The following is a 13661-nucleotide window of genomic DNA, read 5'->3' as shown; positions in this document are numbered from 1 at the left end:
TTCCCCACGGAGGAGGTGCCTCATGGAGTGTTCTGCACATCGGCGATCTCAAAGCCTGACCGCGCTGTGTCTGGCGGTCCTTCTCGCCGGAGGGGGAATGCTCGCCTCCTGCGGAAATCATGGCGACACGGTGGAGCAGCGCAGGGAGCTCTCACTCCGGCTTGCCCACTCACCTCCCGGGCGCGTTTCAGCGGACCAGGACGCCGTCCTTGATGTGCTGGTGGAGAGCACCCTGGAGAACGCTCGAGTCGAGGCCACCATTCATGTCCTGACGGAAGGTCCGGAAGAGGGCGAAGACACCATCCCGGTGCTGCTTGATGAGGACGGGCGCGGCTCGGCAGTGATCCCGGGGAGGCCACGCGGGGAGACCGTGCGTTACTTCGTGCAGGCTGGAGACGCCGCGGTACTCGTCGTGACGCTCCCGCCGAATGCGAACGCCGACCACACCTACACGCTGCACTTCGTCGGCCCTGACTCCCGGCTGCTGGGTGCGATCTCCGCGCTGTCAGCCGCCGCCGGGCTGCTCCTCTTTCTGGGAGCCGCGGCCGCCGGTGTGCAGAACCTCCGTCGCCGCATGAGTGCCGGACCGGCCGGGCTTCTGGGCGGTGTCGGAACCGGTCTGGTGGTTCTGGGTCTCCTCGGGCTCGGGGGAATCCACGCGTGGCGTCTCCTCGGATGGCCCTGGCCTTCCGACCCGCTCTTCCTCTCGCTGAGTCGGGGAGACTTCGCCGTGATCTCGGCAGCCTGGACGGCCAATCTGGTTCTTGGACGGGCTGCCCTCCTGGAAGAGGACGACACCGGGCATGGTCCCGGGGAACGGAGTTTCTCGGCGGCGGCGGTCGGGTTGGGTGTGCTGACGCTCGTGCTGCTTCTGTTCTAGTCGTGTTCCAGGCCGACGCAGAGTCAGTCTTCGGACCGCAACCCGTCTGAGTCGAAGAGGAAGACGGGGATCTCCCCGCCTTCCGGAATCCCCCGGGAGAGGTCGTAGTCGCCGTACTCCACGACAAGGCTCTCACGCAGTGCGGGGTCAAATCGGTCCGGCATGGTGAGAACACGGGCCACTGGCAGCCATCGCTTCCCTCGCAGCTCGAATCGCGACTCGAAGCGAGTGCGCCACTCCGCACTCTCCTGTCCGCGAACCCGGCACTGGAGCACCTCAGGCTGGGGCGCAAGTCCCGAGGCCGCCCACTCGCATTGCACGACGAAGACACCCTCTTCCCCCAGGTCCGCAGCCAGAGAGAGAAGACGACCGGAGGTGTCGAGGGCGATATCCACCCGCTCCACGCCATCCAGCGCGTCCACTCCATCCCGTGGGGTGACTTGCAGCGCCTCCCGGCTCTCGGGGGGATTCCACTCGACCAGGGCGTTTCCCGCATCGGCCAGAGCCCCGGCCTCCGCAAGCAGCCGGTGCAGGACAGCACGCCCGGAAAAGAGAGGCTCCAGATAGAATGCAATCCCCCGCACGACGGCACCCGGAAGCGCTCCTTCGGGAGATCGAATCCCCAGGAGCTCGCCCCCTGACCACGACTCCTCCAGTTCCACGAATCCCACCTCTCCCTCGGATTCCTCCAGAGGTGTGCGGAACGGGACTCGATACGCGGTAATGTCGGCGAAACCCAGGCCTGCCAACGGACGCACGGCGCGGCTCAGCGCCTCTCCCGGGTCTGCCTCAATCGCGGAAGAGGAACCCGGGGACAGGAGCGCGAGGCACAAGACGCCCGGCGCAAGACGCACACCACGACGATATACTGAGCCCACCATCACTCTCCCCCCGAGAGGCATCGCCAGGCACTGCTCCGATACGCAGCGTACCACTCCGGACCCATCCGTCCGCTCACGAAAAAAGACGGGCCGCATGGATAGCGACCCGCCCCGGTTCTCCGAAATCCCTCTGAATCTCTAGAGGTACTCCTTGAAAGCCTTCCCCGGGCGGAAACGCACGCTCTTGGAGGCCTTGATCTTGATGGTCTCGCCGGTCTGCGGGTTGCGGCCCGTACGGGCCTTCCGCTTCACGGTGTTGAAGGTTCCGAATCCGACGATGGCCATGCCGTCCTTCTTCTTCGTCGCCTTCTTGATGGTGTTCAGCGTCGCGTTGACAGCGATCGACGCATCCTTCTTCGTCATCTCAGTCTGCTTTGCAACCGATTCGATGAGCTCGGCCTTGTTCATCTTCAACCACCTCTCCACACTTCCAAGGAAACGATCCCAACACACCGATAACTGATGCGGGAATCAGAGAACCGCGCGGAACCTAACGGCGCTCCCCGGGCGTGTCAACGGTTTTTCGAACGCGCAATGCTGGAAACCCGCTACCCGTGCGGACCTCTGGGATTGGGTCTCGGGAAACCCTGTTCCCGAGCGGGTTCGGCAATCCGCCCGGCGGCGGATCCCCGGACGGGGCGGCCGGGCGGCCGCCCGCGTGTCTCAGATGCCACTCACGAAGCCTGCTGGTGAGCGGTGTCCAGACGGAACATCTCGTCCAGCTTGTCACGCTTGAAACGCCACTGTCCGCCGATCTTTGCCCCGGGCACTTCGCCCTTTTTCGCAAGGCGGTAGAGCGTGCCCTTTTTGATGTTCAAGTAGGAAGCGGCCTGCGCGATGTCCATAATCTCGGGTGCCATAGTTGCGGTTCCTCCCGGACCCACGCCCCGCATCCGGCAGATGGGGAGTCGGGATCCGATCCAGCAGGGGAAGAGAGTCCTGGGTGTCCTTTACGAGTACTGGATCCTCCCAGAGGATCAATCCTGCGTGATGCGTTCCTTCAAGTCTCTGGAGACCTTGAAAACAGCCACCTTCCGCGGGGGAAGCTGGACGGGGTCGCCCGTCCTCGGATTGCGCGCGGTTCTGGCCTTTCGCTGCTTCACCTTGAATGTCCCGAATCCGCGAAGTTCAATATGCCTGCCCTCACACAACGCGCCCTTGATGGCGTGAATCAACTGATCTACGGCCAGGGCTGTGTCTTTCTTGGTGAGGCCGGTCGACCTGGCGATACCCTCTACCAAATCCGCCTTGGTCATGAACCCCTCCTCGATTTGATCATCCGTCAACTCTGCCCAAAGGCCTCACAACGAACCTGAGATCCCTCAACGGAAGCCAGTGGGAGGGAAAAAGTAGCAGAATCGACCTTCCCAAGTCAAGCGTGCCCAAAGACCCCGTCGTTCCAGCCCGCCGGAAGGTTGGCCCGTTTCCCTTCACCACCACTTGAAGGCTTCGCCCTAACTGGGGGCGCCAGCGTGTGTTCCGCCTGCCTCCCCCCTTCCCTCGCGTGAACTATCCCCGACCCGGTACGGACCCCAGCGTGACGGCCACCTCGGAAAGCAGGTGCGCGGCACTTCGGATTCCCGCCTGATAGTTGGCCAGGTCCAGATGTTCGTCCGGCCCGTGCGCCCCTTCGTCGTGAAGCCCGATCCCCATGAGCACGACCGGCGCCGAGAGAATCTCCGCGAAGGAGTGAACGATGGGAATGGACCCGCCTTCACGAGTCGCGACGGGTGCCGTCCCGAAGCCCTTCTCCACCGCGGCGAAAGCAGCCTGAACGGCGGGATGATCCTGGGTCGCGATCCACGGCTTCCCGCCATGCAGTTCCTGGAACTCCTCCAGCACGACCGTGGAGGGGAGATGCTCTTCCAGGTGCTTCCGCAAGCGCCGGACGATCACTGCGGGATCCTGCCCGGGCACAAGACGCATACTGACCTTCGCGCTGGCGCGGGCGGGCAAAACGGTCATGCTTCCCTCTCCGGTGAAGCCGCCCCAGATGCCGTTCACATCCAGCGTCGGGCGCGACCACAACCGCTCCAGCGTGGTGCGGCCGCTCTCGCCATAGAGTCGCGGCACACCGGTCATCTCCCGGAAGTCCTCGTCGGAATGGGGCAGTTCCGACCAGCCGCGCTTCTCTTCGTCGGACGGCTCCTCGACCTCGTCGTAGAAGCCGTCCACCAGAATGCGGCCCGTTTCGGCGTCCTTCAGTCCCGCAAGCACACGCGACAGCGCCAGAGCGGGATTGTCCACTCCGCCCCCAAACGACCCGGAGTGCATATCCGCAGACGCGCCGCGAAGCGTGAACTCCACATAGGCAATCCCCCGAAGCCCGGTGCAGATCGAGGGGACGCCGGGCGCAAACATGGCGGTGTCGGAGATGACCACGGCATCGCAAGCGAGCTTCCCGGTGTTCTCCCGGAGGAATGCATCCAGGTGCTCACTGCCGATCTCCTCTTCCCCTTCGAAAAGGAACTTCACATTCACGGGGAGAGAGCCGTTCGCCTTCAGGTGCTCCCGGGCAGCCAGTACATGAACGAGAAGCTGGCCTTTGTCGTCGGTGGCCCCGCGTGCCCAGATCTTCCCGTCGCGGAAGGCGGGTTCGAACGGCGGCGAGGTCCAGATGGACGGGTCGGTGACCGGCTGGACATCGTAATGTCCGTAGATGAGAAGCGTCGGGGCGTCGGGCCGCTCGCACCACTCCCCGTAGACAATGGGGTGTCCGTCGGTGGGCAGAATCTCGACACCCGGGACGCCGGACTCCCGCATGACCCCCGCGAGATATTCCGCCGCCCGGAGAACATCTTTCTGATGATCGGCATCGGTGCTGATGCTCGGAATGCGCAAGAACTCCTCGAGCAACCGGACGGAATGTTCCTTCGACTTCTCGATACCACGGATGACGGACTCCACGGATACTCCTCCTCGGACCGGGCCTCGGTTTCCTTCGCGAGACAGCGTTTGCGGGAGCATAGCCCGGATGACGAACACGGCTCCAGATGAAACGGGGGGCGACGAACGCCCCCCGCCTCTCGCGTCACCGGCGGTAGAGGGCCTTGACGCCACCCCAGGTTGTGGCGGTCAGACCGGTGGCTGTCCCGTTCTCCGCACCCGGCGAAAAGGCCGCGGAGAGTCCTTCGTCCAGCGGGCGAGTCCACTCCCCTGCACCATCCGGCAAGCGAATCAGCGACTGGTCCGCATTCGCCTCCCCGCCGTAGGTGTGGACGTCCAGCACGATTCCGTCCGCGCCGCGCAACACCACTTCGTCGCCCGTGTTGTTCAGTGAGAGCCCCCCGGTGGAGGCCACCTCCACAAGCCCGGGGATGCTCCCCGACGGAGCCCCGCCGCCAAAGACCACCAGAAACCCGCCGGGTGGCACGACCGTCCCCTGCGCGAACTCGTGACGGGCCGCGGTCGCGTCACTCACCGATCCGCCCGAGAGGTCGACCGGGTCGGACCCGGCGTTGTACAGCTCCACGAACTCGTCGTCCGCCGTGTCGCGAACGCCATCGCCGTTGGCATCGCCCGCACTCTCCGGCGGCGGGTCCGCGAGGATCTCGTTCAACACCATGGAGACCTCCCCGCTGGAGACTGTCGCCGCGGCATCTCCCGACAGCGTCAGAAGCACGCCATCGGACACCCGTACGCGAAAGACAAGCGACGCACCCGCATCATAGGGCCCCACAGCCACTTCCCAGCTCCCGCGTTCGGGCGTGCCCGAAACCAGCGTCATGGCGCGATCGACCGGGGAAGCGCCGTCGACTTCCTCCTGCAGGACTGCCGTCGCAATTCCGTCGCGATCGCCGGCAATCGCCCGAACCGTCACGGATTCCCCGGCCGAGGGGTGCGCCGGGTCGATCTCCAGCGAAAGAACCCGCGGAGCCGCCGGGCCTCCATTGGGGCCTCCCGGTGTGGGCTGCGCCCCGGTGCCGCCCTCCACAAGTGCGTCAAAGAGCTCCCAGACGCCGGAGCCGTCCGGCATGCGCCCGATGGACGCGTCCGTCGCGATCTCCGCGGAAGTCCAGGAGACGCTGTCCACCTGCGTGGTCGTCCCCCCCGCCGCGCGGAACAGATAGAGCGTGTCTCCGGAGTTGTTCAGCGATAACCCCACGGACGGTTCTCCCGCCCCCGTCTCCCAGTCGGCCGCGTCCTCTCCGGTCACGAAGACGGTCTCCCCGGGAGGGAGCGTCCCGGTGAACGCGAAGCGCGGCCGTTGCGGGCCGGCGGCATCGGCCAGGAAGAGACCGGTCAGGTCCGCCGGAGACATGCCAGCGTTCACGATCTCCGCCCATTCGTCTTCGGACGGCGAAAAGGCACCATCCCCATTCCAGTCAGATCCGGGGGCGGGCATGGTCTCGTTCAGCAGAACCTCGGGGCAGGCCACGGCAGCGGTCAAGAGGACCACAATGGGTCCCAGTGCGTGAAAACATCGTCGCAAGGGTCTTCCTCCACGGGGAGCAGTGTGGTGGCTCATCCGGGGAGGGGGCCTGGGGGAGCGTACAGACCTGTCTCGGGAAGCGGCAGCAGGCCAGGCGCGCGACGACAAGCTACCGCGTCGGAGCGGCGCGTCAAGGGCACGCAAAAGGGCGACCCCGGAAGAGGCCGCCCCGATTCACGGTGAGTGCGGCGCGCAGTGCGCGCGACTCTCTCTACCGGTACTCGCTCTTCACGACGCCCCAGGAGGCGCTCTCGACGCTGACGCTGCCGCCACACGCGAGGGTCACGGTCCCGGCCGAAGCCGACACGGAGACATCGTCCGCATAGAAGGTGAAACCAGAGGCGTTGCTGTACAGACGGCACTCGACGATGAGCGCGTCCCGCGTGCCACCACTGGAGTCAAAGGTCCAAGTGTGATCGACCATGCTCCAGCCGGAGCCGTCGGTGTAGGTGGAGTTTCCACCCGCGGAACCGTTGTAGGAACCGATGTCGCCGGACTCGCCGTAGTGCCCCCAGACCCGCATCGACGGGCTGGCGCCCGGGGTGACGTCCCATCCGTAGAAACCGGCCGTCACGGCATCGCCATCGGTGAGACCTTCAATGAAGGCCACAAACGCCTGCGGAGTGCCGCTGACGGGGCTCTCAATCAGCTCCACAGAGTGCGCACCCGTGTTGGCCATCGAGGTCACATTGGTCGCGCTGGCGAGATTTCCATAGGAACCAAGGACCGTGCTCGTGCCGTCTTCCCAGCCACAGGTCTGAGCCGAGGCGAGGGACGCAAGACCCAGAACACAGGCCGCAACGAGAAGCATGGTAGCAGTCTTCTTCATGGTACAGAGTCCTCCGGAGAGTGAGGTACCTCATTGAGTTCGGCGGGTCTTTCCTGACACCCCGCCACGGAGCGGACTATCCGCCCCGCACGATCGCTTCGGTACGATTGTACCGAAGTCTCCCCCCCCAGTGCAAGCACCCAGCTCAAGTTCCTGTCACACGGACACTTGGCCAGCCCGCCCGTAGGGATTCCAGCCACCGGGACGACCTCAAGGCCGCCCCGGTGACACCACTTCGCTACTTCAGAACCGTGACCTTCCGGGTGGCCTCCTGCCCGTCCGCCTTCAGACGGTAGAAGTAGACACCCGAAGACACCGCACGGTGGTCCTGATTGGAGCCGTCCCAGTCCACCACATGGTGGCCTGCGTCGACCGGACCGTTCACCAGCGTCCGCACCAGCCGCCCGGTCACATCGTACACGGCCAGGTTCGCGGTCGAAGCATGCGGGATGCTGAACCGAATCTGCGCGGAGGAACCCGTGAACGGATTCGGGTCGATCCGGGAGAGTTGGAACGCAAGCGGTCCGCTGCCAATCTCCACGCCGACCGCGTCGTTCAGGTCAAACGGCAGGATGTCGGAGTCGCTTCTCGGCTGAACCTTGAATGCTCCGTATGAGAACTGCACGACGCCGCGCACGGAGAGCGAGTCACCAAGCACCGGCTGATAGGTATACGGACCGAAGTCATCGACCATCGTCTCCGTGCCGGTCGTCGGCGCGGTGTTGTCGATGTACCACTGCCCATAACCGGCGGTGGCGTTGGTAACCACCGAGTTCGCAGCCATGACCAGCACACTCTCCCACGGTTCGCTGACAGCCACATTCGAATCCGGAAGGTCCGTAGTGGCAATCTGGTACGCGGGCAACTGACCCACCGGCCCGTGATTCGTATACGCGTCCGTGAAGTGCATACGGATCTGCGTGAAGTTGTAGTACTCGTCCACATCACCCGAGAGCGACACGGAGTCGCCGACCGCAAGCTGGCCCACAAGGCTTCCGCCCGAGTAGACCGCAATCCCGCGATAGGAAGGATCCGTCACCCAGTTGTTCTGGATGTAGAAGGTGTTGTCGGCAAAGGTCCCGGGCGCGGCCGTCACGATCCCCGCCACATTCACCGGGCTGCCTTCGTACGACGAGCTGTCTCCGTCGATTGTCGTGGACTGAATGGCCTCAATCGTCAGGAAGCCCACATAGACATCGTAGTCCCCGATGGACGGCGCGCGGCCGAGGAACCCTTCGTTGTCCGTGGTCTCCACATGGTAGTCCACCTCGGTGCCCGCCGCGTACGGACCCATGGCGACTTCCCAGCTGTCTCCCGTGGTATTCACCATGTCGGTCGAGTCGTAGGTAGCCCCGTTGTCGAACGAGAAGAAGAGCTTGGCACGCGCAATGGTGCCGTTGTCCGTGATCTCGCACGAGAAGGTCACCGGCGAACTCGCGGTCGGAGGCGTGGGGCTGTACCTCATCGAGGTCACAAGCGGCGGGCCAATGATGTCGGCATCGTCCCTGGGCTCCAGCTTTCGTTCGCTGTAGGAGTAATCCGCGACACCCCGCACCGTCTGGAGCGAATCGCCCAGCGTGGGATTGTAGTTGTAGAAGGCATCGTCACCCACCTTGGCGGAACCGCTGGCATCCGTCACCTCGAACTGGCCGTAAGTATCCAGAAGCGTCACCTGGACATTGCTCAGCTCCGCGTAGGTTCCTTCGCGTGCTTCAGCGGCCGGATTCCCGGTCGCCAGGTCGTTGCAGGAGACCATGGCCGGCCCCGGAAGAGCGTTCCCGGTGGAGAGAATCTCCACATTCTCCGCGCCGAACAGCTTCACTTCCGTCAGGTTGTAGTACTCCTCCACGACCCCGGAGACGCGAACGCTGTCGCCACGCTGCATGGTGGCTTCGGAGAGTGCGTCGAAGCAGTGGACACCGCTCCAGAGCGCATTCGCCGACTGGATCACGAACTTGCCCGCGCTGTAGAGCCCCGGCTCGGAGACGACGATCCCCTCGATGTTCACCGGATTCCCAAACTCGGGAGAGGTGTCGTTCACGGCGGGGTTGAAGACGAACTGCACGCCGACGATCGTCTGCGTACCCCAGCGAATCGAGCGGGTTCCAAAGTCCGGATACTTGCTCGTACCGACCCCCGCCGCGTTGCCGCCATCCGATGCGCGCACGAAGTAGCGCACAATGGCCCCATCCGCCTGCGCGGGAATGGTGCCTCCGTAGGTGTCCGGGCCGGTCAGCGACATCGCCACCGAGTCCGAAGGAGAACCGTCCGGCGTGTACACCAGGAACATATCGCCGATGCCGTCCGCATCGGTGGCGATCAGCGCAATGCCCACGCTCTCACCCACCACGGGACCCGGGTTGTCCGCACCCATGTCCGAAAGCGTCGGACCGATGTTCGCGATGTTTGCGGCTCCCGGTGTCGGTGTACCCAGAATCAGGTCGACGGAGCTATTCCCCGTATCGCCGGAGGAAGCGTCTCGTCCCAGCGACTCGCCCGTGTCCGGGAATCCGACATAGGCGTCGTCGTCGCTGGTTCCCACTCCCAGACAGGCATCCGAGGCGCAAATAGTCGATCGGTACTCAATGACATCTACAACCGCCCCCCCCATGCCCGGGACGCCGTTGTAGAGGTAGAGCGCTTCGTACTGGTTGTACTGCCCCAGACATGCCGTCCCGTATCCGTTCCCCGGGATCAGGAGAATCTGATCGTCGAAGGTGGAGTTGGTCAGAATGGCGAGGTTGGGTACGGACGGATCGTCGTACTCGTAGCTTCGGTCGGCATCATAGCACTCGTACGAGGCGTTGAAGCCAAACCGCTGGAGGAAACCGTCCTCCTCATTCCCCGCGCTGTCCATGTTGTCCTTCGCGATGGTGACATACCCGTTCGCCGGAATCGTGGCCCCGGCAGGGAACTGCTGGTGGTCCTCCCCGCCACAAGTTCCGGAGTATTCGGTTCCCGTGAGCACCCACCCTGCGATGCTGACGGGAGCCGCCGTCGTGTTGTGCAGCTCCACGAACTCCGCGCCGTCGTAGTACGACCCCGGGTTCGGGAGAATTTCGTTGATCACCACCTGGGCAGCAACCGGCCAGGCGGATACGGCCACCAGAAGTGCGCTGACGAGCACGGTGTACTTGAGTCGCATGGAGAACCTCTTCGATGGGGCGGAAAGCCCGTCCAGGGTTGCCGTGATGTCCGAATGACTGGTTGTGCTCCGCCGGACTCACGGAGAGATCAGCGGGAACGCCGTTCACTCCGCTCACGGAGCCTCAAGGGGCGCCGAGGCCCCTTCCGAACAGCATTGCAGCATACCAGAACCCGATGAGTATATCCAACCTCGTGGAACCCCGAAGGGCAGGCAAACGGCAGTATCCGCAAGAGAACACCAAACGCCGCGGCGCATCTCCTCAGGACCCGCTCGATGCTCCCTCCGCGGTCGCCGCCCGGAGCGCCGGAGACTGTTCCGCCCCCGGTTCCTCCACCCAGCGGCCGTCGGTCGCGGGGGTCACTGGAGAGTGACGCTGGATCCAGTTCTCAAGAGCCTGGCGCATGGTCTTGCCCGTATAGCTCCGAAGCGCTTCCGGCACGCCAGGCAGCATGGACAGGTTCGCGTTCCCCTGCGCGAGGAAATCGCTGGTCACCACACGGTAGACGGCATCCGGATCCCAGGGCTTGCCCCCGACTTCGAAGCTCGTGACTCGATCGAAGTCCGGCCGCGTCATGTCATACACGAGACGCCCTCCCCCGATATACAGCCCGTGGTGTCCGCCGCTGATTCGCATCTCCACAACTTCCCGCAGAAGTGTCCCTGACATCTTGAAGAGCACCATCTTGTTTCCAAACGGCAGCACCTGGAAACAGTCGCGGGGAGTGATGGAACCGGGACCGAACTCATCCCGGATCCCGCCCAGATTCGTAAACGAGAAGTCCGCATCCGTTTCTTCCAGCATGGCATCACAGACTGCATCACCCATCGGACTCTCCGGGCTGACGCCCGTCCCGCGTCGGCTGAAGACGCCGGTCGCTCGCCCCAACAGGCGATCCATCCCCTTCTCTGCGTCCAACACCTCTTTTCGAATCACCTCGGCCACTTCCGGATCCGGCCAGAACTCGTCTTCGAAGAAGGAGAGGAGGTACCCGCGCTCCGTCCAGAAACGGTGATCCACAATCTGGTCCGTCTCCGTGTCGATCGACAAGGTGACGATTCCCGCACCCGATCCACGACCGTAGGTCTGGAACAGGAGCGCGTGCGAATCGGGATCTTCAAACGCATCATCGAATCCCTTGTGGATGTGCCCGCAGAACATCGCGTCGACACCCGTCACCGAATGCGCAAGATCCATGGAGTCATTGCGGGAGTCCTCTTCCTCACGCCAGCCGTCCCGGGCGCGCGTCTCGTAGGCTCCTTCCCGATCGTACGGGACGCCCAGGTGGCCCACCATCAGCACAATGTCCACCCCACGCTCTTCCAGCACGGGGAGCACACTGCGGACGGTGGGAATCACGGGGCGAAAGTCCAGACCCTCTACATTCCCCGGGAAGCTCATGTTCTCAGTCTCGCAGGTGATGAGTCCGATGATGCCCACGCGGAGCCCGCCAAAGTCGCGGATCACCCACGGCCGAACCCAGTCCACCGTCCGAACCGTTCCCTCTTCCACCAGGTTCGCGGCCAGCACCGGGAACCGGGCGCGCTCCACCAGGTCCTTGCAGTTCTGAAGCCCTTCGTCGAACTCGTGGTTCCCGAGCGCCCAGATGTCATACCCGGAGCTGTTCAGGAAGTCGACGATGGCGCGACCTTTGGTCATGTTGCCGATGGGCGTGCCCTGAAAGATGTCGCCCGAGTCCATGAGCAGGAAGTGGCCGCCATCCGCTTCCACCTGCGCACGAAGCCGCTTGAGGACCGTCGCCATGGACGCGGCTCCGCCAAGCCTCGGCGGAAACTCACGGCTCATGAAGGTGGCATCCGAGGCGTGAATCCCGCCGTGGATGTCGTTCGTGTGAACGATGGTCAGTTCCACGACTTCCGCACTGGCGAAAGGAACCGCCAGAACCAGGCCTGCCAGGAGCCCGGCGCAGGCCTTCCCGACAGCCCCTCCTCCGAAGGAAATTCGCCTGCCACGGGTCATCGGATCAGCCTCCGACCGAGTCGAGCGCGTAGGTGAGGGTCACGAAGGCGGAGGAGCGATTCTCCTCGATCGTGTCCTTGCGAACATGGTCCGTCCCGCCAAACATGGAATCCGGGAAGAGATCTTCATGCGAGTACTCGCGATTCCCGACCTCAAACGCCAAGTCCGCATGAAGAGGCCCGACGGCAAACCCCGTTCCAAATGTGAAGGTGGTCGTCGCGATCTGCGTATTCCTCGGCGACGGAAGATAGTGGAACCCGTAGCGAACAGGGAAGCCGTTGTAGAAAATGTGCTCCACTCCGAAGCGCACATCCCACACATCCGAAAGGTCCTGCGCTTCGAACAGGCTGTGTTGATACGAAGACCAGTCAGTCCGCGAGGCTTCCGCGAACACCTGCGTCTTCATCTTTGCGCGGGGCCGGTACGCCGCCGACAAGACCAGTTGCGACGGCTGGTGGATAACCACCTTCCCGGGGAACGGATCCGCGAGCGACTCTCCCAGCGCGGAAAGACCGGTCGGAGCTCCCTCGACGGCACTCTCCCCCGCGAGCCCCGCCGCATAGCGGAAGACCCCGGAGAGATCCAGTCGATGCCCTGCATGCACGCTGGTGGACAGAACAGCACGGCGCCCGGAAAGCGACCGCACAGAGAGGTCCGAACTCTCCTCTGTCCCCTCCAGCATCCATCGGGTGCGCTGCATGAGCTCGTACCCTCCGGTGAGCCACTCCACGCCGGCACCGACGGAGACATTGTCGGTCACGGGAAGCCCGGCTCCGAAGGTCAGCGCGCGAATGGCGCCCTCGCCTTCAATCTCGTTCAACGCAATGAGTCGATCCCTTGGCTGCGTGAAGACCTCGTTGTCGCGCACTTCTTCCAGATACTGGTACTGGAAGTCCCTCACCGGCGCGAAGGAGACGCCCAGTCCCATCTTCCCGGGAAGCGGCAACAGGCCCGTCTCCGGTGCAAACACCGCACCGAAACCACCCTGGAAGAGATACGCGTCGTTCAGTACATAAATCGACTCCACGAGGAAGCCATCGAAACTGTCGTAGGCGGGAGTCGCACGGGTCTCCAGAGTCTTGTGCGTACTCAGAGACACCGAGGTCACCGAAGACGAAAGCCGCGCCAGCGACGCGGGGTTCGCGGTACCCGCCAGCGCACCCGTGGCCGCCGCTCCGCGCGTGCCGCCCATCGCAGCCGACCGCGCGTCCGGAAGTCCGGACTCATCGCCGGTGGCCAGATCGAAGAATGTGATTCCCTCGGCCACGCCCCCTCCGAAGGAGAGCACTGCGGCGAGCGTCGTCAGAATGAGAAATCGTCTCATGAGTATCGGCCCTCCCCGCCGAGGCTAGAACGCGTAGTCCACCTGAATGCGGAAATAGTTATTGGTGTTCTTGACATTACCGGCATCGACTTCGCCTCCTACCTCTTCGTTGTACTGGCGCATGTCGACCGCCGTATTCCTCAGGCGATTCTCGCGCACGATCCGGAACCTCAGCGTGAGGTCATCCGA

11 protein-coding genes are annotated in these 13661 nt (G+C 63.9%); 1 reads left to right on the top strand and 10 read right to left on the bottom strand.

Features of this window, described 5'->3' with window-relative positions:
- Positions 1 to 22: 22 nt before the first annotated feature.
- Positions 23 to 880, top strand: a complete 858-nt coding sequence (locus QF819_09375; GenBank protein MDP6803361.1) for a hypothetical protein — start codon at positions 23 to 25, stop codon at positions 878 to 880.
- A 23-nt stretch (positions 881 to 903) separates the two neighbouring features.
- On the opposite strand, the gene QF819_09370 is transcribed toward QF819_09375, so the two are convergent.
- The 10 genes from QF819_09370 to QF819_09325 all read right to left on the bottom strand — a co-directional run bounded on the left by QF819_09370 (position 904) and on the right by QF819_09325 (position 13472).
- Positions 904 to 1761, bottom strand: a complete 858-nt coding sequence (locus QF819_09370) for a hypothetical protein (GenBank protein ID MDP6803360.1) — start codon at positions 1759 to 1761, stop codon at positions 904 to 906.
- Between the two features lie 138 nt (positions 1762 to 1899).
- A complete protein-coding gene (locus QF819_09365) occupies positions 1900 to 2169 on the bottom strand; it encodes an HU family DNA-binding protein (protein MDP6803359.1) in 270 nt (89 codons plus the stop codon).
- Positions 2170 to 2435: 266 nt separating this feature from the next.
- Positions 2436 to 2621 (bottom strand): helix-turn-helix domain-containing protein, encoded by a 186-nt coding sequence (locus QF819_09360; GenBank protein ID MDP6803358.1) that lies wholly within the window; start codon positions 2619 to 2621, stop codon positions 2436 to 2438.
- 117 nt (positions 2622 to 2738) lie between these two features.
- Positions 2739 to 3017, bottom strand: coding sequence for an HU family DNA-binding protein (locus tag QF819_09355; protein ID MDP6803357.1), 279 nt, complete (start codon positions 3015 to 3017; stop codon positions 2739 to 2741).
- A 253-nt stretch (positions 3018 to 3270) separates the two neighbouring features.
- Positions 3271 to 4668: a dipeptidase gene (locus tag QF819_09350; protein ID MDP6803356.1), complete on the bottom strand. Its 1398-nt coding sequence runs from the start codon at positions 4666 to 4668 to the stop codon at positions 3271 to 3273.
- A 124-nt stretch (positions 4669 to 4792) separates the two neighbouring features.
- On the bottom strand, positions 4793 to 6193 hold the full coding sequence (locus tag QF819_09345) for a lamin tail domain-containing protein (GenBank protein ID MDP6803355.1): 1401 nt from the start codon (positions 6191 to 6193) through the stop codon (positions 4793 to 4795).
- A gap of 211 nt (positions 6194 to 6404) precedes the next feature.
- Positions 6405 to 7022 carry a hypothetical protein gene (locus QF819_09340; protein MDP6803354.1) on the bottom strand — a complete coding sequence of 206 codons (618 nt, stop codon included), beginning with the start codon at positions 7020 to 7022 and terminating at the stop codon, positions 6405 to 6407.
- 238 nt (positions 7023 to 7260) lie between these two features.
- The gene (locus tag QF819_09335) at positions 7261 to 10167 is read right to left on the bottom strand and encodes a lamin tail domain-containing protein (GenBank protein MDP6803353.1); all 2907 of its coding nucleotides are present in this window, start codon (positions 10165 to 10167) and stop codon (positions 7261 to 7263) included.
- A gap of 262 nt (positions 10168 to 10429) precedes the next feature.
- On the bottom strand, positions 10430 to 12148 hold the full coding sequence (locus QF819_09330; GenBank protein MDP6803352.1) for a bifunctional UDP-sugar hydrolase/5'-nucleotidase: 1719 nt from the start codon (positions 12146 to 12148) through the stop codon (positions 10430 to 10432).
- A gap of 4 nt (positions 12149 to 12152) precedes the next feature.
- Positions 12153 to 13472, bottom strand: coding sequence for a hypothetical protein (locus QF819_09325; GenBank protein MDP6803351.1), 1320 nt, complete (start codon positions 13470 to 13472; stop codon positions 12153 to 12155).
- Positions 13473 to 13661 lie beyond the last annotated feature (189 nt).

Source organism: Gemmatimonadota bacterium, assembly GCA_030747075.1.
GTDB lineage: Bacteria > ARS69 > ARS69 > ARS69 > ARS69 > ARS69.
Note: the sequence above shows the minus strand (reverse complement) of the source record. Positions and strands in the feature narration are given on the sequence as shown.

What these genes read in the sequence shown, in the direction of transcription:
- QF819_09370 (MDP6803360.1), bottom strand. Translation starts at nt 1,761, where the DNA reads ATGGTGGGCTCAGTATATCGTCGTGGTGTGCGTCTTGCGCCGGGCGTC.
- QF819_09365 (MDP6803359.1), bottom strand. Translation starts at nt 2,169, where the DNA reads ATGAACAAGGCCGAGCTCATCGAATCGGTTGCAAAGCAGACTGAGATG.
- QF819_09330 (MDP6803352.1), bottom strand. Translation starts at nt 12,148, where the DNA reads ATGACCCGTGGCAGGCGAATTTCCTTCGGAGGAGGGGCTGTCGGGAAG.
- QF819_09360 (MDP6803358.1), bottom strand. Translation starts at nt 2,621, where the DNA reads ATGGCACCCGAGATTATGGACATCGCGCAGGCCGCTTCCTACTTGAAC.
- QF819_09335 (MDP6803353.1), bottom strand. Translation starts at nt 10,167, where the DNA reads ATGCGACTCAAGTACACCGTGCTCGTCAGCGCACTTCTGGTGGCCGTA.
- QF819_09355 (MDP6803357.1), bottom strand. Translation starts at nt 3,017, where the DNA reads ATGACCAAGGCGGATTTGGTAGAGGGTATCGCCAGGTCGACCGGCCTC.
- QF819_09375 (MDP6803361.1), top strand. Translation starts at nt 23, where the DNA reads ATGGAGTGTTCTGCACATCGGCGATCTCAAAGCCTGACCGCGCTGTGT.
- QF819_09340 (MDP6803354.1), bottom strand. Translation starts at nt 7,022, where the DNA reads ATGAAGAAGACTGCTACCATGCTTCTCGTTGCGGCCTGTGTTCTGGGT.
- QF819_09325 (MDP6803351.1), bottom strand. Translation starts at nt 13,472, where the DNA reads ATGAGACGATTTCTCATTCTGACGACGCTCGCCGCAGTGCTCTCCTTC.